The organism is Limnohabitans sp. 103DPR2 (genome assembly GCF_001412575.1).
Taxonomy (GTDB): domain Bacteria; phylum Pseudomonadota; class Gammaproteobacteria; order Burkholderiales; family Burkholderiaceae_C; genus Limnohabitans_A.
Genome location: NZ_CP011834.1, coordinates 771,030 through 791,172 on the forward strand (window position 1 = coordinate 771,030; position 20,143 = coordinate 791,172).

22 protein-coding genes and 1 tRNA gene are annotated in these 20,143 nt (G+C 54.3%); 13 read left to right on the top strand and 10 right to left on the bottom strand.

The window, feature by feature from the left end:
• Window positions 1-4: 4 nt before the first annotated feature.
• Entirely contained in the window at window positions 5-799 is a 795-nt protein-coding gene (gene tatC / locus L103DPR2_RS03730; RefSeq protein WP_055359815.1) for a twin-arginine translocase subunit TatC, read from the top strand.
• Window positions 800-806: 7 nt separating this feature from the next.
• Here the strand turns inward: tatC and L103DPR2_RS03735 are convergent, their stop codons facing one another.
• A complete protein-coding gene (locus tag L103DPR2_RS03735; protein WP_055361824.1) occupies window positions 807-1,958 on the bottom strand; it encodes a trypsin-like peptidase domain-containing protein in 1,152 nt (383 codons plus the stop codon).
• An 84-nt stretch (window positions 1,959-2,042) separates the two neighbouring features.
• Here L103DPR2_RS03735 and L103DPR2_RS03740 point away from each other — a divergent pair, with 84 nt between their 5' ends.
• From L103DPR2_RS03740 to L103DPR2_RS03775, 8 genes are all read left to right on the top strand, one after another.
• The gene (locus L103DPR2_RS03740; RefSeq protein WP_055359816.1) at window positions 2,043-2,801 is read left to right on the top strand and encodes a Nif3-like dinuclear metal center hexameric protein; all 759 of its coding nucleotides are present in this window, start codon (window positions 2,043-2,045) and stop codon (window positions 2,799-2,801) included.
• A gap of 5 nt (window positions 2,802-2,806) precedes the next feature.
• Entirely contained in the window at window positions 2,807-3,865 is a 1,059-nt protein-coding gene (pdxA, locus tag L103DPR2_RS03745; protein WP_055359817.1) for a 4-hydroxythreonine-4-phosphate dehydrogenase PdxA, read from the top strand.
• A 75-nt stretch (window positions 3,866-3,940) separates the two neighbouring features.
• On the top strand, window positions 3,941-4,537 hold the full coding sequence (petA, locus tag L103DPR2_RS03750; protein WP_055359818.1) for a ubiquinol-cytochrome c reductase iron-sulfur subunit: 597 nt from the start codon (window positions 3,941-3,943) through the stop codon (window positions 4,535-4,537).
• A gap of 8 nt (window positions 4,538-4,545) precedes the next feature.
• Window positions 4,546-5,958, top strand: coding sequence for a cytochrome b (locus L103DPR2_RS03755; RefSeq protein WP_197274930.1), 1,413 nt, complete (start codon window positions 4,546-4,548; stop codon window positions 5,956-5,958).
• A gap of 18 nt (window positions 5,959-5,976) precedes the next feature.
• Entirely contained in the window at window positions 5,977-6,744 is a 768-nt protein-coding gene (locus tag L103DPR2_RS03760; protein ID WP_108255995.1) for a cytochrome c1, read from the top strand.
• Window positions 6,745-6,839: 95 nt separating this feature from the next.
• The gene (locus L103DPR2_RS03765) at window positions 6,840-7,451 is read left to right on the top strand and encodes a glutathione S-transferase N-terminal domain-containing protein (protein WP_055359820.1); all 612 of its coding nucleotides are present in this window, start codon (window positions 6,840-6,842) and stop codon (window positions 7,449-7,451) included.
• 45 nt (window positions 7,452-7,496) lie between these two features.
• Entirely contained in the window at window positions 7,497-7,973 is a 477-nt protein-coding gene (locus tag L103DPR2_RS03770; RefSeq protein ID WP_055361826.1) for a ClpXP protease specificity-enhancing factor, read from the top strand.
• Window positions 7,974-8,035: 62 nt separating this feature from the next.
• Window positions 8,036-8,111 (top strand) — tRNA-Thr (locus L103DPR2_RS03775).
• 125 nt (window positions 8,112-8,236) lie between these two features.
• Here L103DPR2_RS03775 and L103DPR2_RS03780 read toward each other — a convergent pair.
• The gene (locus L103DPR2_RS03780) at window positions 8,237-8,545 is read right to left on the bottom strand and encodes a DciA family protein (RefSeq protein ID WP_055359821.1); all 309 of its coding nucleotides are present in this window, start codon (window positions 8,543-8,545) and stop codon (window positions 8,237-8,239) included.
• Window positions 8,546-8,721: 176 nt separating this feature from the next.
• Here L103DPR2_RS03780 and secA point away from each other — a divergent pair, with 176 nt between their 5' ends.
• From secA to L103DPR2_RS03800, 4 genes are read left to right on the top strand one after another with little or no spacing between them, the layout of a single operon-like run.
• Window positions 8,722-11,460, top strand: a complete 2,739-nt coding sequence (gene secA, locus L103DPR2_RS03785; RefSeq protein ID WP_055361827.1) for a preprotein translocase subunit SecA — start codon at window positions 8,722-8,724, stop codon at window positions 11,458-11,460.
• Window positions 11,461-11,469: 9 nt separating this feature from the next.
• Window positions 11,470-12,714 (top strand): bifunctional glutamate N-acetyltransferase/amino-acid acetyltransferase ArgJ, encoded by a 1,245-nt coding sequence (argJ, locus tag L103DPR2_RS03790; protein WP_055359822.1) that lies wholly within the window; start codon window positions 11,470-11,472, stop codon window positions 12,712-12,714.
• Entirely contained in the window at window positions 12,711-13,613 is a 903-nt protein-coding gene (locus L103DPR2_RS03795) for an ATP-binding protein (RefSeq protein WP_055359823.1), read from the top strand. Before argJ ends, L103DPR2_RS03795 begins: the two co-directional genes overlap by 4 nt.
• Entirely contained in the window at window positions 13,610-14,104 is a 495-nt protein-coding gene (locus L103DPR2_RS03800; RefSeq protein ID WP_369907427.1) for an NUDIX domain-containing protein, read from the top strand. Before L103DPR2_RS03795 ends, L103DPR2_RS03800 begins: the two co-directional genes overlap by 4 nt.
• 1 nt (window position 14,105) lies before the next feature.
• On the opposite strand, the gene L103DPR2_RS03805 is transcribed toward L103DPR2_RS03800, so the two are convergent.
• The 8 genes from L103DPR2_RS03805 to L103DPR2_RS03840 are packed head-to-tail and all read right to left on the bottom strand — an operon-like array spanning window position 14,106 to window position 20,125.
• Window positions 14,106-14,312 (bottom strand): DNA gyrase inhibitor YacG, encoded by a 207-nt coding sequence (locus L103DPR2_RS03805; protein WP_055359824.1) that lies wholly within the window; start codon window positions 14,310-14,312, stop codon window positions 14,106-14,108.
• A gap of 38 nt (window positions 14,313-14,350) precedes the next feature.
• Entirely contained in the window at window positions 14,351-15,106 is a 756-nt protein-coding gene (gene zapD, locus L103DPR2_RS03810) for a cell division protein ZapD (RefSeq protein WP_055359825.1), read from the bottom strand.
• 22 nt (window positions 15,107-15,128) lie between these two features.
• Window positions 15,129-15,740: a dephospho-CoA kinase gene (coaE, locus tag L103DPR2_RS03815; RefSeq protein ID WP_055359826.1), complete on the bottom strand. Its 612-nt coding sequence runs from the start codon at window positions 15,738-15,740 to the stop codon at window positions 15,129-15,131.
• A gap of 7 nt (window positions 15,741-15,747) precedes the next feature.
• Entirely contained in the window at window positions 15,748-16,656 is a 909-nt protein-coding gene (locus tag L103DPR2_RS03820; protein ID WP_231717677.1) for a prepilin peptidase, read from the bottom strand.
• Window positions 16,656-17,774, bottom strand: coding sequence for a type II secretion system F family protein (locus L103DPR2_RS03825; protein ID WP_055359827.1), 1,119 nt, complete (start codon window positions 17,772-17,774; stop codon window positions 16,656-16,658). The genes L103DPR2_RS03820 and L103DPR2_RS03825 overlap by 1 nt, the downstream gene beginning before the upstream one ends.
• Window positions 17,771-18,985 carry a GspE/PulE family protein gene (locus L103DPR2_RS03830; RefSeq protein WP_055359828.1) on the bottom strand — a complete coding sequence of 405 codons (1,215 nt, stop codon included), beginning with the start codon at window positions 18,983-18,985 and terminating at the stop codon, window positions 17,771-17,773. Before L103DPR2_RS03830 ends, L103DPR2_RS03825 begins: the two co-directional genes overlap by 4 nt.
• Before the next feature lie 60 nt (window positions 18,986-19,045).
• Window positions 19,046-19,645 (bottom strand): class I SAM-dependent methyltransferase, encoded by a 600-nt coding sequence (locus L103DPR2_RS03835; protein ID WP_055359829.1) that lies wholly within the window; start codon window positions 19,643-19,645, stop codon window positions 19,046-19,048.
• A 9-nt stretch (window positions 19,646-19,654) separates the two neighbouring features.
• A complete protein-coding gene (locus L103DPR2_RS03840; protein WP_055359830.1) occupies window positions 19,655-20,125 on the bottom strand; it encodes a hypothetical protein in 471 nt (156 codons plus the stop codon).
• Window positions 20,126-20,143 lie beyond the last annotated feature (18 nt).

The window sequence follows — 20,143 nt, forward strand, 5'->3', positions numbered from 1 at the left end:
TTCCGTGTCCGATCCTTCCCAAAAGCCCGAAGACGAATTGGCTGGCACCGAGCAGCCCTTCGTGTCCCATTTGATGGAGTTGCGCGACCGTTTGGTGCGCGCCTTGGCGGCGGTGGGTGTGGCAGCGGCCATTTTGGCTCTCTTTCCCGGACCTGCAGAGCTTTACGATTTGTTGGCGGCGCCTTTGGTGGCCAACTTGCCAGCGGGCACAACGCTCATTGCCACGTCGGTCATCTCGCCTTTCATGGTGCCCCTCAAAATTTTGTTGATGGCCGCATTTTTGCTGGCGCTGCCTGTGGTGCTTTACCAAATGTGGGCCTTCATCGCGCCTGGACTGTATGCCCACGAAAAGCGCTTGGTCATGCCCTTGGTCATTTCCAGCACACTCTTGTTTTTCATTGGCGTGGCTTTTTGTTATTTCTTCGTTTTTGGGCAAGTCTTTAAATTCATTCAAAGCTTCGCTCCCAAAAGCATCACGGCTGCACCTGACATTGAAGCCTACCTGGGCTTTGTGCTCAACATGTTCTTGGCGTTTGGCTTGGCCTTTGAAGTGCCGATCGCTGTGGTGGTGCTGGCCAGATTGGGCATTGTCACCATCGAGAAATTGAAAGATTTCCGCGGTTACTTTGTGGTCTTGGCCTTCGTCATTGCGGCCATCGTCACGCCACCCGATGTGGTGTCTCAATTGGCCTTGGCCATTCCCATGTGCTTGCTTTATGAATTGGGCATTTGGGCGGCGAAGTTGTTCATCAAACACACGCAAGCGCCCAAAGAAGACGAAGCGGCTGCCTCGTCTTGAACGCGCTTTAGCGGCGCACTGGTCGTGTGCCCGGTGTCACGCGCACCTCCATGGATTGACCATGGCGTTGCAACAAAATCACAGCTGTTTCTCCGGGCTTCAAAGCCGCCACGCGCGAGAGCATGTCGGGCACATCGCCCACGCCCTGGCCGGCCACTTTCAGAATCAGATCACCCGGTTGCAAGCCCGCTTTGGCTGCCGGACTGTTTTGTAGCACGCCATTGATCAACACGCCTTTGGGCAACTCCCCCGTGCTTTTGTCTTTGGCAATGCCAAAACTCTCGGCCAGTTCGGCATTCAAAGGGCGCGGTTCTACGCCAATCCAACCACGCGTGACTTTGCCGTCTTTGATCAACGAATCCATGATTTGGGTGGCGGTTGAAACCGGCACGGCAAAACCAATGCCCATGTTGCCACCCGAGCGTGAATAAATGGCCGTGTTGATGCCCATCAGCGCACCATTCGCATCCACCAACGCACCGCCCGAGTTACCAGGGTTGATGGCGGCGTCGGTTTGGATGAAGTTTTCAAAGGTGTTGATGCCAAGTTGTTTGCGGCCCAGTGCACTCACGATGCCGGAGGTGACGGTTTGTCCCACTCCAAATGGATTGCCAATGGCCAACACCGCATCGCCCACTTGCAAGCTGTCGACTTGCCCCAACACAATCACGGGCAATTGGCCCAATTCAATTTTGAGCAGGGCCAAGTCTGTTTCGGGGTCGGTGCCAATCACTTTGGCCATGGCCCGTCGTCCGTCGTTGAGGTTGACCTCAATCGCCTCAGCGCCTTCAATCACATGGTGGTTGGTGAGGATGTAGCCCTCGGGGCTGACGATGACACCGCTTCCCATGCCACCGCTGGGCGCCTCGTCTTCGGGCTCCTCAAAAAATCGAAACCAGGGGTCGGCTCTGCGAGGTTTGCCCCGAGACTTTTGTTGCACATTGATGCTGACCACTGCCGGTGCTGCTTTTTGGGCGGCTAGTCGAAAACTGCCGCCAGGCGCAACACCCGGTTGACCATCGTCTTTGGCTTGCATGAAAGACACTGTGCTGGTCGTGTTGGCGCGCTTCAGCCAAGTCGGTTGAAGGGTTGCCACCACAAACCAAGCGGCCACCAGGACTGTCACGGTTTGGGAAAATAAAAGCCAATATCTTTTCATGATTTGCATTGTGTCGTAAGCCTTGAATCTTTGCCAAGGCCATCAGATGGGCCACAATAGCCTCTCCCTTTAAATGAGACGCCCATGACAGATTTCAAGACGCTGCTTCAAGCGTTTGACCAATTGCTACAACCAGAACGCTTCAAAGACTACGGACCCAACGGTTTGCAAGTCGAAGGCAAGCCGTCGGTGGGTAAATTGGTCTCGGGTGTCACAGCCAGTCGCGAGTTGATTGACGCGGCCATCGAGGTCAAAGCCGATGCCATCTTTGTGCACCATGGCTTGTTTTGGCGCGGCCAAGATGGCCGGGTGGTGGGCTGGATGAAAGAGCGCTTGCAAAGATTGCTGGCGCACAACATCAACTTGTATGCCTACCACTTGCCCCTCGATGCGCACCCCGAGTTGGGTAACAACGCGCAGTTGGGCAAAGTCCTTGGCCTGCAAGCGCACGCTTGGTGTGGCGATCAAAATTTGGTGAGTGTGGGACATTCGCTCAACCCGCAGGGGTTTCAAAATGCAGAGGCACTTGCTTCGCACGTGCAGTCTGTCCTTGGGCGTCACATCACCTGTGTGGCACCTACGGCCAAGCCCATTCAACGCATCGCTTGGTGCAGTGGTGGGGCTCAGTCTTATTTCGAGGCGGCCATTGCGGAAGGTGTGGACGCCTTCATCACGGGCGAAATTTCCGAGCCTCAGGCACACATTGCCAAAGAAACTGGCGTGGCCTTTTTGGCTTGCGGTCACCATGCCACCGAGCGCTATGGCGCACCCGCGGTGGCGGCGCATGTGGCTGCCGAGTTGGGGCTCTCGCATCAATTCATTGACATTCACAATCCTGCCTAAAGACCATGACCCAGCCGCAAGCCATTGCCATCACGCCTGGAGACCCCTGTGGCATTGGTCCTGAAATCATTGCCAAGGCCTTTCTGCAGGATGCCAAAGCGCCAAGTGCTTCTGTGGTCACGCGGCATTGTTTTGTGGCGGGCGACCTGCACTTGATGCAAAAGGCTGCCAGCTTGGTTGACCCCTCGGGCCAATTGCGTGTCAGCCTCATTCATCGCCCGGAAGAGGCGTGCATTGCCCCAAGTGGCGTGTTGCCTGTTTTGCAGGTGGCCCAAGTGTCAGCCGCATTGCCTTGGGGACAAATCCACGCCGAAGCAGGACGGTTTGCCGGCGAGTGTGTCCAGTGGGCAGCACGCGCCGCCTTGCAACACCAAATTGCCGCATTGGTCACGGCACCTTTGCACAAAGAAGCCTTGTCTGCTGCAGGTGCGCCCTTCAATGCATTTCCGGGGCACACTGAATTGCTGCAAGCCGAAGCAGCACATCACCAGGGTGTGCCCGTGGCCCAAATGCCCGTGCGCATGATGTTGGCCAATGACGAACTGCGCACCGTGCTGGTCAGCATTCATGTGTCCATGCGCCAGGCGCTCGACGCCGTCACCTACAACAACGTGCTTGAAACGCTGCGCATTACCCATCAAGCCCTCAGTCGTTTGTTGGGCCGCGCCCCCAAAATAGGTGTTGCGGGCCTCAATCCCCATGCCGGAGAAGGGGGATTGTTTGGGCAAGAAGAAATTCAGATCATCCAGCCCGCCATGGCCCAAGCTGCGGCTGAAGGCTTGGACGTGCATGGCCCCTATGCCCCCGACACCATCTTCATGCGGGCTAGGCGCAAGGCCCAAAGCCCTGGCGAGTTTGACGTGGTGCTGGCCATGTACCACGACCAAGGCCTTATCCCTGTGAAGTACATGGGCTTGGAGCAGGGGGTCAATGTCACCTTGGGCTTGCCCCTGGTTCGAACCAGTCCAGACCACGGCACCGCCTTTGACATTGCGGGCAAAGGGGTGGCCGATGCCGACAGTTTGGTTGCGGCTGTTCGCATGGCGCAGCAACTGATTGCCTAGCGCCCCTAGAAAAAACCCTCACCAGTCGGCTACAATCGGCGGTTAACCCTGATACCGATTCGCTAGAGGATTCTCATGAGTGATACCCCAGTCGACAACAGCAAAAGGACGTGGCTAATTGCCTCAACTTGTGCTGGCGCCGTAGGCGCAGGCTTCGTCGCCACCCCATTTGTTAGCTCTTTTCAGCCTTCCGAGCGTGCCAAGGCCGCTGGTGCTGCTGTAGAAGTTGATATTTCTGACGTCAAGCCTGGTGAAAAACTCACCGTGGAGTGGCGCGGCAAGCCCGTGTGGATCATGCGCCGCACGCCTGAGCAGGTTGAAGCATTGAAAAAGTTGGATGGTCAATTGGCCGATCCCGCTTCTGATCGCAAAGCCTACCCCACACCCGAATACGCTAAAAACGGCCACCGCTCTATCAAGCCTGAGTTCATGGTGGCTGTTGGCATTTGCACTCACTTGGGCTGCTCGCCTGGCGACAAATTCCAATCAGGCCCACAGCCCTCTTTGCCTGACGATTGGCAAGGTGGTTTCTTGTGCGCTTGCCACGGTTCTACCTTCGATTTGGCCGGCCGCGTGTTTAAAAACAAACCCGCACCCGACAACTTGGAAGTGCCACCGCACATGTACCTGTCCGACAGCAAGTTGCTGATCGGTGAAGACAAGAAGGCTTGAGGCAAACCATCATGGCTGAATTCAAGGAAATCTCCCCCAACGCCTCCGCTGGCGAAAAACTCATGAACTGGGTCGACAACCGCTTCCCAGCTTCAAAGCTCTACAAAGAGCACATGAGTGAGTATTACGCGCCCAAAAACTTCAACATGTGGTACATCTTCGGATCCTTGTCACTGTTGGTTTTGGTCATCCAAATCGTCACCGGTATTTTCTTGGTGATGCATTACAAACCCGATGCCAACATCGCTTTTGCCTCTGTTGAGTACATCATGCGCGATGTGCCATGGGGTTGGCTCATCCGTTACATGCACTCCACTGGCGCTTCTGCGTTCTTCATCGTGGTGTACTTGCACATGTTCCGCGGCCTCATGTATGGCAGCTATCGCAAGCCACGTGAATTGGTTTGGATTTTTGGCTGTGCCATCTTCTTGTGCCTGATGGCCGAAGCCTTCATGGGTTACTTGTTGCCTTGGGGTCAGATGTCCTACTGGGGCGCCCAAGTGATCGTGAACTTGTTCTCCGCCATTCCTTTCATCGGCCCCGATTTGGCTCTGCTGATTCGTGGCGACTTCGTGGTGGGTGATGCCACTTTGAACCGCTTCTTCAGCTTCCACGTCATTGCAGTGCCTTTGGTTCTGCTCGGCTTGGTGGTGGCGCACATCATTGCGTTGCACGAAGTGGGTTCCAACAACCCTGATGGCATCGAAATCAAAGGCCCCAATGCACCGAAAGATGCAGCCGGTCATCCTTTGGACGGTATCCCTTTCCACCCTTACTACTCTGTGCATGACATCTTTGCGGTCAGCATGTTCTTGTTTGTGTTCTCGGCCATCATCTTTTTTGCGCCCGAGTTCGGTGGTTACTTCCTGGAATACAACAACTTCATTCCAGCTGATCCTCTGAAGACACCTTTGCACATTGCGCCTGTCTGGTACTTCACCCCTTACTACTCCATGCTGCGTGCCATCACCAGCGAGATGATGTATGTCTTGATCATCTGCGTGGTCTTGGGTGCTGTCTTGGCCGTTCGCAAGAATGCATTGCCTAGCATTTTGAAGGCGGGCATTGTGGGCGGTGCTGTGGTCATCTCTGCCATGATGCTGGCCATTGACGCCAAGTTCTGGGGTGTGGTGGTCATGGGCGGCGCTGTCGTTATCATGTTCTTCTTGCCATGGCTCGACAACAGCCCTGTCAAGTCCATTCGTTACCGTCCCGACTGGCACAAGTATGTGTACGCCGTGTTCGTGATCAACTTCTTGATCTTGGGTTACTTGGGCGTGCAGCCACCTTCACCCATTGGTGAGCGTGTTTCACAAGTGGGCACCTTGTTCTATTTCGGCTTCTTCTTGTTAATGCCTTGGTGGAGCAAGTTGGGTACACCTAAGCCTGTACCTGACCGCGTTACTTTCGTTGCGCACTAAGCCCAGGAGTATTTGAAAATGAAATCAATTCAAAAATTTGCACTGGGTTTGTGTATTGCTGTTGCATCCCTAACAGGTGCACAAGCTGCCGGCGGCAACGCCATTGCTTGGGACAAAGCCCCTGTTAACACCAGCGACTTGGGGTCTTTGCAGAATGGCGCCAAGCTGTTTGTCAATTACTGCTTGAACTGCCACTCTGCGGCATTCATGCGCTACAACCGCTTGCAAGACATCGGCTTGACCAACCAACAGATCAAAGACAACCTCTTGTTCACCACTGACAAAGTGGGCGACACCATGAAGGCCAACATTGATCCCAAGCAAGCCAAAGAGTGGTTTGGTGCGGTACCTCCCGATTTGACATTGGTGGCGCGTTCACGCTCGGGTCATGGCGGTACAGGTGCCGATTACCTGTACACCTACTTGCGCACTTACTACCGCGATGAAACCAAACCTACGGGTTGGAACAATTTGGCTTTCCCCAACGTGGGCATGCCCAATCCTTTCTGGCAATTGCAAGGCGAGCGCGAGCCCGTCTATGAAGAGCGCAAAGAGCACGGACAAACCACTCACGTTTTTGTGGGGTGGAAACAGGTCACGCCTGGCACCTTGTCACCCAAGCAATACGACAAAGCTGTCGGCGACTTGGTCAACTACTTGCAATGGATGGCTGAACCTGCGCAAAATAACCGCGTTCGTCTGGGCGTCTGGGTGTTGCTGTTCTTGGCCGGCTTTACGGTCGTTGCATGGCGCTTGAACGCTGCTTACTGGAAAGACATTAAGTAAGAACTCGTGATTCGGGCCATGCCCGAATTGATGGAGTGGGCAGGCCCGCCAACCCGGTGGCTTCCCACTCTTTTTGATTTTTAGGAGCCTTCACCATGATGGTGCTTTATTCAGGAACAACCTGCCCCTTTTCTCACCGCTGCCGCTTTGTGCTGTTTGAGAAAGGCATGGATTTTGAAATTCGTGATGTCGATCTGTACAACAAGCCTGAAGACATCAATGTCATGAACCCCTACGGCCAAGTGCCGATCTTGGTCGAACGTGATTTGATTTTGTATGAATCCAACATCATCAATGAATACATCGATGAGCGATTCCCACACCCGCAACTCATGCCAGGTGACCCTGTCGATCGTGCCCGTGTCCGCTTGTTCTTGCTCAACTTTGAAAAAGAGTTGTTTGCACATGTGGCCACATTGGAAAACCGCACCCTCAAAGGCAACGACAAAGCTTTGGAGAAAGCACGCTCACACATCCGCGATCGCTTGACCCAGTTGGCCCCCGTGTTCTTGAAAAACAAGTTCATGTTGGGTGACAACTTCTCCATGCTCGACGTGGCCATTGCGCCCTTGCTCTGGCGTTTGGACTTCTACGGCATTGATCTGAGTAAAAATGCGGCCCCTTTGTTGAAGTACGCTGAGCGCATCTTCTCGCGCCCTGCTTACATCGAAGCGCTCACGCCTTCCGAAAAGGTCATGCGCAAATAAGGCGCAATCACAGCCCTTCGCAACACAAGGTTTGTTCGCATGGTCATGAACGCACTTGAATCACCTTCGACTCGCCCGTACCTCATTCGGGCGATGTACGAGTGGTGCACCGATCATTCCTTTACCCCTTATGTGGCGGTCAAAGTCGATGGTTCGGTCCAAGTGCCGCGTGAGTTTGTGCAAGGCGGCGAAATTGTGCTCAACATCAGTTTCGATGCCACCAGTTCATTGCAATTGGGCAATGAGTTCATCGAATTCAAAGCGCGCTTTGGTGGCAAGCCACGTGACATCATGGTGCCCATTCACCGTGTCATGGCCATCTATGCGCGAGAGAACGGCCAAGGCATGTCCTTTCCTGTCACCGATTCACCCTTGAACAGCACGGTGCTCGGCATGGACAAATTGCACCAAGTGCCCAATGCACCGGACGCTTCTGAAGCTTCAAAGTCTGAGTCTTCAGACTCGGGCGACAAGCCTGTACCGCCGTCACCCACACGGCCCACCCTAACCCGAATTAAATAAGCACCTTCAAAAATTCAAGTGGCTCTGAAAAACGGTCATTATTGAATTACAATTCAGCCCGTGCCGCTTTAGCTCAGTTGGTAGAGCAACCGCCTTGTAAGCGGTAGGTCGTCAGTTCGAATCCGACAAGCGGCACCATTTTGAAAACCAGCCCACTGCAAAACAGTTGAGTTGGTTTTTTTTCGTCTGTACTTTCTTCGTCAGGCAAATCGCAGCCAAGCCTTGGTGCAGGCGAGGGTGTCAGCGAGAATGTTAAGAGCGTATTAGCGAGGGTTTTGAAGGATCTTGAGGCGAATTTTTTCGACCGCATGGCCATGAGTGTTCAGATGCGCCAACAGCGCAGGCAACATTTGGCGTAATTTGGCTGCTGCAGCATTGGAGTTCACCAACAAGCACCATTCCGTGCCCTCGATAGGACCTGCTTGGATGGCGGTTCGAAGCGGCCCTGGAATGAGGGTGTGCAGGAGTTTGAGCCTTTGGCTGGACACACGCGTGAGTTCTGTCAGGTGCGCCAAGCTAGGCGACTCTTGAGCAGCTTCCATGAGTGAGATCGCTTGATTGAATTTGACCATGTTGCCATTATGCGAGAACCCCGCTGATCTGCGGGAAATCTTCAGTTTCTGGGCTTGCCCAGCAGTTAAAATGGCGCGTTCACTTGCGCCTCGTGCGCTTGTCCTTTTGAATCCACTTTTAGACAGGATTTTCGGGCGAATCTTTGCTTGCATGGCAAAGACGAACCCGTGGCACCATGGCGACCAATTTTCTGACCAAAATTTTCGGCAGTCGTAATGACCGCTTGATCAAGCAATACCGCAAAACAGTGGCATTGATCAATGGCCTTGAAGCCCAATTCGAAGCCCTGAGCGACGATCAGCTGCGCGCCAAGACCGATGAGTTCCGCACGCGCGTAGCGCAAGGTGAAACACTCGACGCCATCTTGCCTGAAGCTTTTGCGGTGGTTCGTGAAGGCTCCAAGCGTGTCATGAAGATGCGCCACTTCGATGTGCAAATGATTGGCGGTATTGCCTTGCACAACGGCAAGATTTCAGAAATGCGCACGGGCGAGGGCAAGACCCTGACGGCCACCTTGGCGGTGTACCTCAATGCCTTGGCCAACAAAGGTGTGCACGTGGTCACGGTCAACGATTACTTGGCCAGCCGCGATGCCCAGTGGATGGGCAAGCTCTACAACTTCTTGGGCATGAGTGTGGGAATCAATTTGCCGCAACTGTCACGCGAAGAAAAACAAGCGGCCTACAACGCCGACATCACCTACGGTACCAACAACGAATTTGGTTTTGATTACCTGCGCGACAACATGGTCTACGAAGCCAAAGACCGTGTGCAGCGCGGTCTCAACTACGCCATCGTTGACGAGGTGGACTCCATCTTGATCGATGAAGCGCGCACGCCGCTCATCATCAGCGGACAAGCCGATGACCACACTGCGCAGTATGTGGCCATGAACCAAGTGGTGCCCATGCTGACCCGTCAAGAAGGCGAAGCCGACCCGCGCACAGGTGAAGGCATCACCAAGCCAGGCGACTTCACGGTTGACGAAAAATCGCACCAAGTGTTCTTGACCGAGCAAGGTCACGAAAACGCCGAGCGCATTTTGGCCAGTGCAGGCCTCATTCCTGAAGGCGCCAGTCTTTACGACCCCGCCAACATTGCGCTCATGCACCACCTCACGGCAGCATTGCGCGCCAACCACATCTATCACCGCGATCAGCACTATGTGGTGCAAGAAGGTGAGATCGTGATTGTGGACGAGTTCACGGGCCGTCTGATGACCGGTCGTCGTTGGAGCGATGGCTTGCACCAAGCGGTGGAAGCCAAAGAAGGTGTGGCCATTCAGGCTGAAAACCAAACGATGGCGTCGATCACTTTCCAAAACTATTTCCGTTTGTACGGCAAGTTGGGCGGCATGACCGGAACTGCCGATACGGAAGCCTACGAGTTCCAAGAAATTTACGGTTTGGAAACTGTGGTGGTGCCGCCCAATCGCATCAGCCGCCGCGAAGACCAACTCGATCGCGTTTACAAATCATCGCCCGAAAAATACAACGCTGCCATTGCAGACATCCGTGAATGTTTCGAGCGAGGTCAGCCGGTTTTGGTTGGCACCACGTCCATTGAAAACTCAGAACTCATTTCTGAGATGCTCACCAAAGCCAAGTTGCCACACCAAGTGCTCAATGCCAAGCAGCACGCACGCGAGGCCGACATCGTGGCCCAAGCGGGACGCCCCGGCATGATCACCATTGCCACCAACATGGCGGGCCGCGGTACCGACATTGTGCTGGGCGGCAACATCGAGAAAGCCGTTCAAGAAGTTGAGGCCGATGAGAGTTTGGACGCCCAAGCGCGCCAAGAAAAAATCGCAGCCTTGCGCACCGAATGGTTGACTGTTCACGAGCAAGTTAAATCGCTTGGCGGTTTGCGCATCATTGCCACCGAGCGTCATGAGTCACGCCGCATTGACAATCAATTGCGTGGTCGCTCTGGTCGTCAGGGTGATCCTGGCTCCTCACGCTTCTATCTAAGCTTGGACGATCCGCTGATGCGCATTTTTGCGGGTGACCGTGTGCGCGCCATCATGGACCGTTTGAAAATGCCAGAAGGCGAAGCCATCGAAGCCGGCATGGTCACGCGCAGCATTGAAAGTGCGCAGCGCAAAGTGGAAGCGCGCAACTTTGACATGCGCAAACAATTGCTGGAGTACGACGACGTCTCCAACGATCAGCGCAAGGTGATTTATCAACAGCGCAATGACATATTGGACGCCACCGAAATGGACGCCCAAATCACAGCATTGCGCGAAGGCAGTTTTACCGACTTGGTGCGCCAGTACGTACCCGAAGAAACGGTGGAAGAGCAGTGGGATCTGGCAGGACTTGAGCGTGTGCTCAAAGATGATTGGCAAATTGAGTTGCCATTGCGTGAAACGGTGGCGGCTGCCACGGCCATCACCGATGATGAAATCTTGGACATGGTTTTGGTCGCAGCCAACAACGCCTTCAAAGTCAAGTTGGATGCTGTGGGTGTTGAGAACTTTGTGCCCTTCGAGCGCGTGGTCTTGCTGCAAAGCATTGACACCCATTGGCGCGAACACCTCAGTGCCTTGGATTATTTGCGCCAGGGCATTCACTTGCGTGGTTATGCACAAAAGCAACCCAAGCAAGAATACAAGCGCGAAGCGTTTGAGTTGTTTGGCCAGTTGCTCGACTCCGTGAAAAACGAAGTGACGCGCGTGCTGATGAATGTGCGCATTGAGTCCAGCGAACAAATCGAAGAAGCGGCCCAAGTGATAGAAGAGCGTGCTGAAAACATCAGCAACGTCACGTACACGGCCCCCGATGAGCAAGGTGCACCGCAGACGCAATCTGATTTTCAGAGCACCCTGTTGGCCCCCGTTGGCCGCAATGACCCTTGCCCCTGCGGCAGTGGTAAAAAATACAAGTTCTGCCATGGCAAATTGGCATAAGGGGTAACGATGACTGTGAACCTGCAAGCTCCCAATCCCGCCAACATCTTGGCAGTTCCTGGCGTGCGTCTGGGCATTGCCGAAGCGGGTGTCCGCAAAGTGGGGCGCAAAGACCTGACCGTGATCTTGTTGGATGAAGGCAGTGCTGTGGCCGGCGTGTTCACGCAAAACAGATATTGCGCAGCACCGGTCCAAGTTTGTCGCGAGCATTTGAAGCAAGTGACTTCAGCCGTTGATTCGCAAATTCGCGCACTGGTCATCAACACCGGCAACGCGAATGCGGGCACAGGCGCCAAAGGCTTGGCCGATGCGCGCGCTACTGCAGATGCATTGGCGGGTTTGCTCAACATCAAGCCACAACAGGTCTTGCCGTTTTCCACAGGCGTGATCATGGAAAACTTGCCCGTCGATCGCATCGTGGCGGGCATGCCTGCTGCATTGGCCGACGCACAAGCCGCGCATTGGGCCAAAGCAGCCGAAGGCATCATGACCACCGACACGGTGCCCAAGGCTTTCAGTCAGCAAGTGTTCTTGTCAGGCCAAACTGTCACCATCACCGGCATTAGCAAAGGTGCAGGCATGATTCGACCCAACATGGCCACCATGCTGGGCTTCTTGGCCACCGATGCCAACATCGATCCTGCATTGTTGCCAGCCTTGGCCACCGATTTGGCCAACGCATCTTTCAATCGCATCACCATCGATGGCGATACCTCCACCAATGACTCTTTCATGGTGATGGCCACACGCAAAGCCACGCATGCCGTGATCAGCGATTGGCATTCGGCCGACGGCCAAACTTTGCGCGCTGCTTTGTTGTCCGTTGCACAACATTTGGCGCATGCCATCGTGCGCGACGGCGAAGGTGCAACCAAGTTCATCACCATTCGGGTGGAGGGCGGCAAAACTTCTGAAGAGTGTCGTTTGGCGGCATACGCCATTGCCCATTCACCCTTGGTCAAAACCGCCTTCTTCGCCAGTGACCCCAACCTGGGCCGCATTTTGGCAGCCGTGGGCTATGCGGGCATTCAAGACCTCGATCAAGATTTGATTGGCTTGCATTTAGACGATGTGTGCGTTGTGAAAAACGGTGGTCGCAATCCAGACTACCAAGAGGCCGATGGCCAACGCGTCATGAAACAAAGTGAAATCACCATCCGAGTTCATTTAGGCCGCGGCAACGCTGTTGACACGGTCTGGACATGCGACCTGAGCCACGACTACGTGTCCATCAACGCGGACTACCGTTCATGAGCAACAACATTGAAAAGCTTTTAGAGCGTGCAGTGCTGATGTTGGAGCGCTTGGAGCGCGTCTTGCCGCAACCCCTCAGCCAGCCCGACTGGAACGAAGCCATTGCTTGGCGTTATCGCAAGCGTGCGTCGGGCCATGGTGTGTTGGAAGGCGTTCGCCATGTGTCCGACATGAGTCTCAATGACCTGCAAGAAATTGACGGTCAAAAAGAAAAACTGCAACAAAACACTTTGCAATTTGTGCAGGGCTTGCCCGCCAACAATGTGCTGCTGACAGGTTCGCGTGGCACCGGTAAATCATCGTTGATCAAAGCCTGTTTGAACGCCTATGCGGCGCAAGGCTTGCGCCTCATCGAAGTTGACAAAGACGACCTGACTGATTTGCCCGACATCGTGGATGTGGTGGCCGGACGTCCCGAAAAGTTCATCATCTTCTGCGACGATTTGAGCTTTGAAGATGGCGAGGGCGGTTACAAGGCTTTGAAATCCATCCTCGATGGCTCGGTGGCCGCAGCCACTCCCAATGTGTTGATTTACGCCACCAGCAATCGCCGTCATTTGTTGCCCGAGCACATGAAGGACAACCTCACCTACACCCATACCGAAGACGGTGAAGTTCATCCAGGTGAAGTGATTGAAGAAAAGATTTCTTTGTCTGAGCGATTTGGTTTGTGGATCAGCTTCTATCCCTTCTCGCAAGACGAGTACCTCACCATCGTGGCGCAGTGGCTCAAGTCGCTGGGCGCCTCAGAGGCGGTCATTCAAACCTCTGGCCCTGAGGCCTTGGTCTGGGCATTGGAGCGTGGTTCACGCAGTGGTCGTGTGGCGTATCAGTTTGCGCGCGACTACATGGGCCGCATGGGTCCATCGCCCACTGCCAGCATCCATCGCAGTTTGTGAGCAACACCTTGACCGGCAGCGCCAAGTCTTTGCTGGTGGCTGATGGCCATGTGCAACGCGAAGGCGGTGCCGACCGTGCCACGGTCGATGTGGCGGTGGGCATTCTCATCAATGCGCAAGATCAGTTTTTGCTCACCTCGCGCCCGCCAGGCAAAGTCTACGAGGGCTACTGGGAATTTCCAGGGGGCAAGTTGGAGGCGGGTGAAACCGTCGCGCAAGCCTTGACGCGCGAGCTGCACGAGGAGTTGGGACTGAACATTGGCGATGTGCAGTTGTGGCATCAGCAATTGGTGGACTATCCCCACGCTTTGGTGCGGCTGAACTTTTGCAAAGTGCTTGAGTGGCAGGGCGAGCTTGAAATGCGTGAAGGACAGAACTTTGCTTGGCAGTCTTTGCCTGTGCAAGTGGTGCCCGTCTTGCCTGGCACGATACCGGTGTTGGCTTGGCTGGCCGAAGAGCGTGGCTTTGCGGGGGCCACACATTCAAGCTGATTTACTGCAGCTTGGGATCGCCAAAATTTTCTTGATCGGGTGGTGTTTCTTCGGGCACGCGGAAGCTTTCATTGGCCCATGCGCCCAAATCAATGCCTTTGCAACGCTCGCTGCAAAACGGCCGATAGGCATTTTGTGAACTGAACAAACTGGGCCCGCCGCAAGTGGGGCAGGGCACGTGGCGTGGCTTGGACAAGGGCTCGCTCATCGGTGTCTTGCAAAAGGGGTGAGGATTGCTGGCGCGTATTAGGCGCAGAGTGTCATTTCGAAGGGGGTGTCTTCTTTGCTGGCCAACAACTTGCCGTCTTCTTGTTGTTGCATGAGGCGAATGACCACCAGCAAACGGTTGCAGCTGATCTCGGGTGTGAGGTTCAGGCTGTCGTCAATGCGCAGTCGCAACAATTGAAAGTTACGACCTTGCGGTAGATTTTGTTGCAGCTGCCCGCCTGTGGCCATGACCTTTTGGGTGCTGCCCGACTCACGTAACATTTTCAGCATGAGCTGAATGGACGTGGCCAAAGGCGCAAAGTGTTGAGACCACTCGTACAAGTTGGCTTGGCGAGCTGCGGGGGTGTGGTGTTGCCATGCATGGTAGGCCGGCAAATCAAACTCACAGGTGCCACCCGGAATGGCTGTGCGGCTGCGAATGCTGTTGAGGAATTCACTTTCGTTGAGTGCGCTGCCCATCTTGCCAACCATGCTGTTGAGGGTTTCAAAGCGTTGGTCCAATTGCTCGATGATGAGATCGAGTGCTTGCTCGGAAATGGAGGGGTTGCCGCGGTAGGCATTGAGCTGTTGTTTGTGACGCTCAATGTCTTTGAGAATTTCAGATTTAAGTTCGGAGCGTGAAGCCACTTCCATGATTTCAAAAATCGTGGTGAGCGCATAGTGATGGTCCAAAGCCTCGGTACGTTGGCAAAGCTTGTTGAAGCGCGCGAACAAATGTTGCAGGCGCAAATAAGTTCGGATGCGTTCGTTGAGGGGGTATTCGTAAAGTATCACGCTGCGTCTTTCAGTAGCAAGATCATAGCCCGAAGCGGGCCATCATTTCATGCACGGCCGTCTGGAGTTGGTCTAAATCAAGCCCATCGTTGTAGATGACGCCATCGGCACTGGCCAGACGCTTTGCGCGGCTTGCCTGCTGCGCCATGATGGCTTCAATCTCCGGCTGTGACAGTTGGTTGCGGGCCATCACGCGCTGAATTTGGGTATCGGTTTGGCAATCGACCACACAGACCCAGTCCACTTGGCGCCGCCAGCGCTCACCCGACTCGACCAGCAAAGGCACATCGAATACCAGGCATTTTTTGCCAGCTTCTATGGCAGCTTGCGTTTGGGCTTGCAAAGCTTGCGCAACCAAAGGATGGATGATGGCTTCGAGCTGGCGTTTGGTCTGGGGGTTGGAGAAAACCAAGGCCCGCATGGCGTCTCGGTTCATAGCGCCTTCTGGCGTGATGAGGGTTTCGCCAAATTGAGCCAAGATGGCGGGAATGGCCTGGCCACCGGCTTGTGTCAGGGCGCGAGAGATGGCATCTGCGTCCATCACGGCGGCACCTGCTTGCGCCATGAATGCGGCCACGGTGCTTTTGCCGCTGCCAATGCCCCCCGTGAGCCCCAGTCGAACAGGCTGACGCATCAAAGGCTCACACTCCCATGGAAATTCCTAGAAAGAAACATGCGAATCCAGACAGGGCTAAAAAGGGTCCAAAAGCGAAGTGCCCATTGTCACCCAGTTGCCCCCGCATTTTTTGGATGACCCCAAAAATCAGTCCAGAAACCGAAGCCAGCAAGAGCACAGGCAACAAGCTCCAAATGCCGACCCATGCACCCAGTGCGGCCAAAAGCTTGAGGTCGCCTTGGCCCAGGCCTTCTTTGCCACGCCAAGCTGCAAAAGCCCAGCCCACAGCCCACAACATGCCGTAACCCAGCACGGCACCCGAAAGCGCCTGGATGAGGGGCGTGGGGGTGAGTGACATGGCACTGCCAATGAGGCCGACCCACAAGAGGGCCTGCGTGATGACGTCGGGCAGCAGAAAGGTTTCTGCATCGATCCAGGCCAGTGCCAGCAGGGCTGCGGTGAAAAAGCAAGCCATCAGTGCTTGGAACGTCCAACCAAATTGAAACAAGCACAAGGTGAACAGCAGACTGGTGGTGATCTCAATGAGCGGATAGCGCCAAGCAATACGGCCATTGCAATGCCGGCAGCGACCTAAGGAAATCACAAATGACAGCACCGGGATAAGTTCGTACCCATGCAAACGATGCTGACAGAGCGGGCAATGTGACGGCGGTGTGCTGAGGTTGAAGTTGGTTTCTGCAGCCGAAGCTTTGGACGCGTCTGAGGACAGCTCAGTTGGCATGTGGGTGGACAGATCGTTGCCCAAGATCATGAGCGGCAAGCGGTGAATCAGCACATTCACAAAGCTGCCAATGATGAGTCCCAGCGCGGCAAATACCAGCACTTGCAAGTGACTGACCTGCTCAAATTGCGGCAACACCCAGCCCATGGCGCCGGGCGGTGCCAGTAAATTGGGCCATTGCGAAGCGGGCATCAAAAGACTTGTCCTAAATTGAAAATGGGCAAATACAAAGCCACCATCATGCCGCCAATGAGCCCACCCAGAAAAACCATGAGCAAGGGTTCTAACAGGGTGGTGAGTTGAGCGATGTGTTGGTTCAAATCGGCCATCAAGAGCTGTGCGGCTTTTTCGAGCATGGCCGCCAAAGAACCCGTTTCTTCTCCGATGGCGCACATTTGGATCAGCACAGGTGGAAACAGTTTTGATTTTGACATGGCGACGTTCAAACCGCTACCCTCTTGAATGTGCTGCATCAACTTTGCAGTGTGCGCTTGAAGTAGCGCGGATCCCGATGCGGCTGCAGCCGGCTGCAAAGCTTCAGAGATGGGAATGCCTGCTTCCAGCAAGGCCGAAAGTGTCAATGCCCATTTGGCTGAGCGATGACTTTGCATGAGTGGACCCATGAGTGGCAAAGCGCTTGTGGCCGATTCCCAACCCAACCTCACGGTTAGCGAACGGCGATACCCGCGGTGCAAGCCGATTGCTGCGCAGGTTAACAAAGCCAAGCAAGGCAGTCCCCATTGCGAGACCCAGCGGCTAACTTGGATCAACTGCTGTGTAGCCTGTGGCAAGGCAGCGCCCATGCTTTGGAACACCGCTTCAAACAGAGGGACCACCCAAATCAAGATGACGGTTAAAACGCCGCAGGCCACCAGCAAAATGCAGGCAGGGTAAATCAGCGCGTGTTGAACTTTGGCCTTCAATTGCGCATGGGCCTCCAAGGTATTCGCCAAGCGGACCAAGAGCGTGTCCAAAATACCTGCCGACTCACCGGCTTGGAGCAGGCTGCAATACAAACTGTTGAAGGTGTGCGGATGTTTTTGAAAAGCGACATGCAAAGCAGAGCCTGCGCTGACATCTTGCTGTAACTGTTGCAATATTTGCCCCAAGGATTGCCTTGTTTTGCGCGACCCCACAGCACTTTGTCCTAGCAATTGAAAGGCCTGTACCAAAGGAATGCCAGCACTCATCAAGGCCGACCATTGCCGGGTGAAGACAGTCAAAGTTTTGGCGGAAATGCGGTGCAAAGAAACGTGTGCGCTAGGCCTTCGCCTTTCTAAGGCGCGTGCCATGGCTGCTGGGGTGCTCATGCCATGCACTCAGTTTGCGTGAGCACTTCGGCCATCGATGTGATGCCCATGGCGGCTTGAATTAAACCTGCATGTCGAAGCGAGTGGACGCCTTCTTTGTACGCTTGCGTTGCCAATTGAACATGGCTGCTGTCATTTTCAACGCATTGCCGCAAACTGGGGCTCATGGGCATGACTTCAAACAAGCCAATGCGTCCCCAATAGCCTTTGTGACATTGCGAACAACCCTGCGCACTGAAAAAGACAGGTTCAAACGGCAAGTCTTGAAAGGACGTTTGCAGGCCCAATTCGCGCAGGGCTTGAAGCGAGACATGCATGGGTTTTCGGCAATGCAAACACAAACGCCGAATCAGCCTTTGCGCAGAAATGAGGCTGATGCTGGCGGCCAAGTTGTAGGACGCCACGCCCATGTTGCGAAGACGAACCAGTGCGCCTGCGGCATCATTGGTGTGCAACGTGGACATGACCAAATGACCTGTTTGTGAAGCCTTGATGGCGATGTCGGCTGTTTCAGGGTCTCTGATTTCGCCAAGCATGATGACGTCGGGATCTTGTCGGAGGAAGGCTTTGAGTGAACTGGCAAAGTTCAGCCCAATTTGTTCTTTGACATTGACTTGGTTGACGCCATTCAGCTGAATTTCGGAGGGGTCTTCGACAGTGGCGATGTTGATTTCGGGCCGGTTCAAAAGGTGCAGGCAGGCATAAAGTGATTGCGACTTGCCCGAGCCTGTGGGGCCCGTGACCAAAATGAGGCCTTGTGTTTTGTGGATGGCCTCTAGCATGCGCTGCTTTTCCTGGGGACCATAGCCCAAATGGTCAAGATGCAGTTGCGCCATGTCGGTGGCTAAGACCCGAACCACCAACTTCTCGCCAAACAAAGTAGGCAGTGTGCTGACCCTTAAATTCAAGCGTTGCAAATTGCGCAAACCGATTGTCATGCGCCCATCTTGTGGCAATCTTTTTTCTGCAATGTCTAACTTGGCCAGCACCTTGATGCGGGAGGCAATTTGGTCTTTGAATTCGTAGGGGGGTGGCGGAATTTCTTGCAACACGCCATCGATGCGCAAACGGACTCGGTAAAAATTCTCGAAAGGTTCGAAGTGAAGATCGGAGGCGCGCAGTTGGGCTGCTGTTTCCCATGTCTGCTGCAAATAATGAACCACAGGGGCTTCAACTGCAGCCGGTTGGGGATGGGAAAGAGTGTTGTCCATCTGCAAATCATTTCATCATGTCCGGGCAGGTCATGATGCGCGCAAATGGACTTGAAAAACCTAAGCGTTTTTAAATGCAAGAATTTGTGCGGTGGTGTGAAGGCCGACGTGATAACTGCCTTCATTTAACTCACGCTCACCTTGTTTAGAAAATGCCACTTTCAAAGGCTGTATGTCCTGGATGAGTGTGTCTACACCTGGATAGCGGTTAGCTGCAGTGCTTTCGCCGTTCACCTTGGACTCTAGGATGAAAGCGCCGCCCGGTTTCAATGACTGGCCCAAACGTGCATAAAGCCGCTGGCGGATGTCTGCATCAGGTTGTGCAAAGACGCTCACCACCAAGTCCCATGCATTATTTTCTAGCTCAAAGTCTTTCATGTCTGCGACTTCGTAGTTCAGGGTGACTTTGTGCAGGTCGGCCAATGCTTTGGCCTTGTTCAAACCCACGCGCGAGAAATCGACGGCAGTGACTTCAAAACCCATCTTGGCCAAGAACACTGCATTTCGGCCTTCGCCCTCGCACAAAGAAACAGCTTTGCCGAGTTTGACTTGAGGCGCAGCCCATTGCAGGAAATCGTTGGGCGCTTCGCCATAAGCATATGCGGGCGCTTGGAAGCGATCGTCCCAATACGCTGCGCCTTTCATTTCTTTGTTGGACATGGTGTTTCTTTAATCTTGGGAAATCAGTTGAAATGTTTTCATCACGACTTCGCGATCTGCTTTGTCTTGAATTTTTTGGAGACTCTGAAATGCGGCTTGCCTGGAAGCTTTGAATTCAGGTGTCTTGCCGAAAGCAAGAGCTGCCAAAGCATGCACAGTGTGCGTGAATGCCAATTCCCAATCTGGCGTGTCGGCTTTTTCAGTGAAATACATGCGCATGCGTTCTGCATAAGCCCATGCACTGGGTCCCATGTTCATGCGTGCATGCACCAGCGCCAGTAGCATCACGCTGCGCATGTGGTTGATTTCTTTGCCAACCACTCGCCAATGCCATGCCGATGCATGGGCGGTGTCCAAAATTTCAGTGTTCAGGCTGATGTCAGCCAAAGACTCTGACAATGTCCAAGCGGTGTTGTTGGCTTGGATGGCAAAGTACTTGTGCCAACTGTCTGGCAACAGGTTGTCGGGGGTGTTTTGCATTTGAAGTTCCTCAAAGAC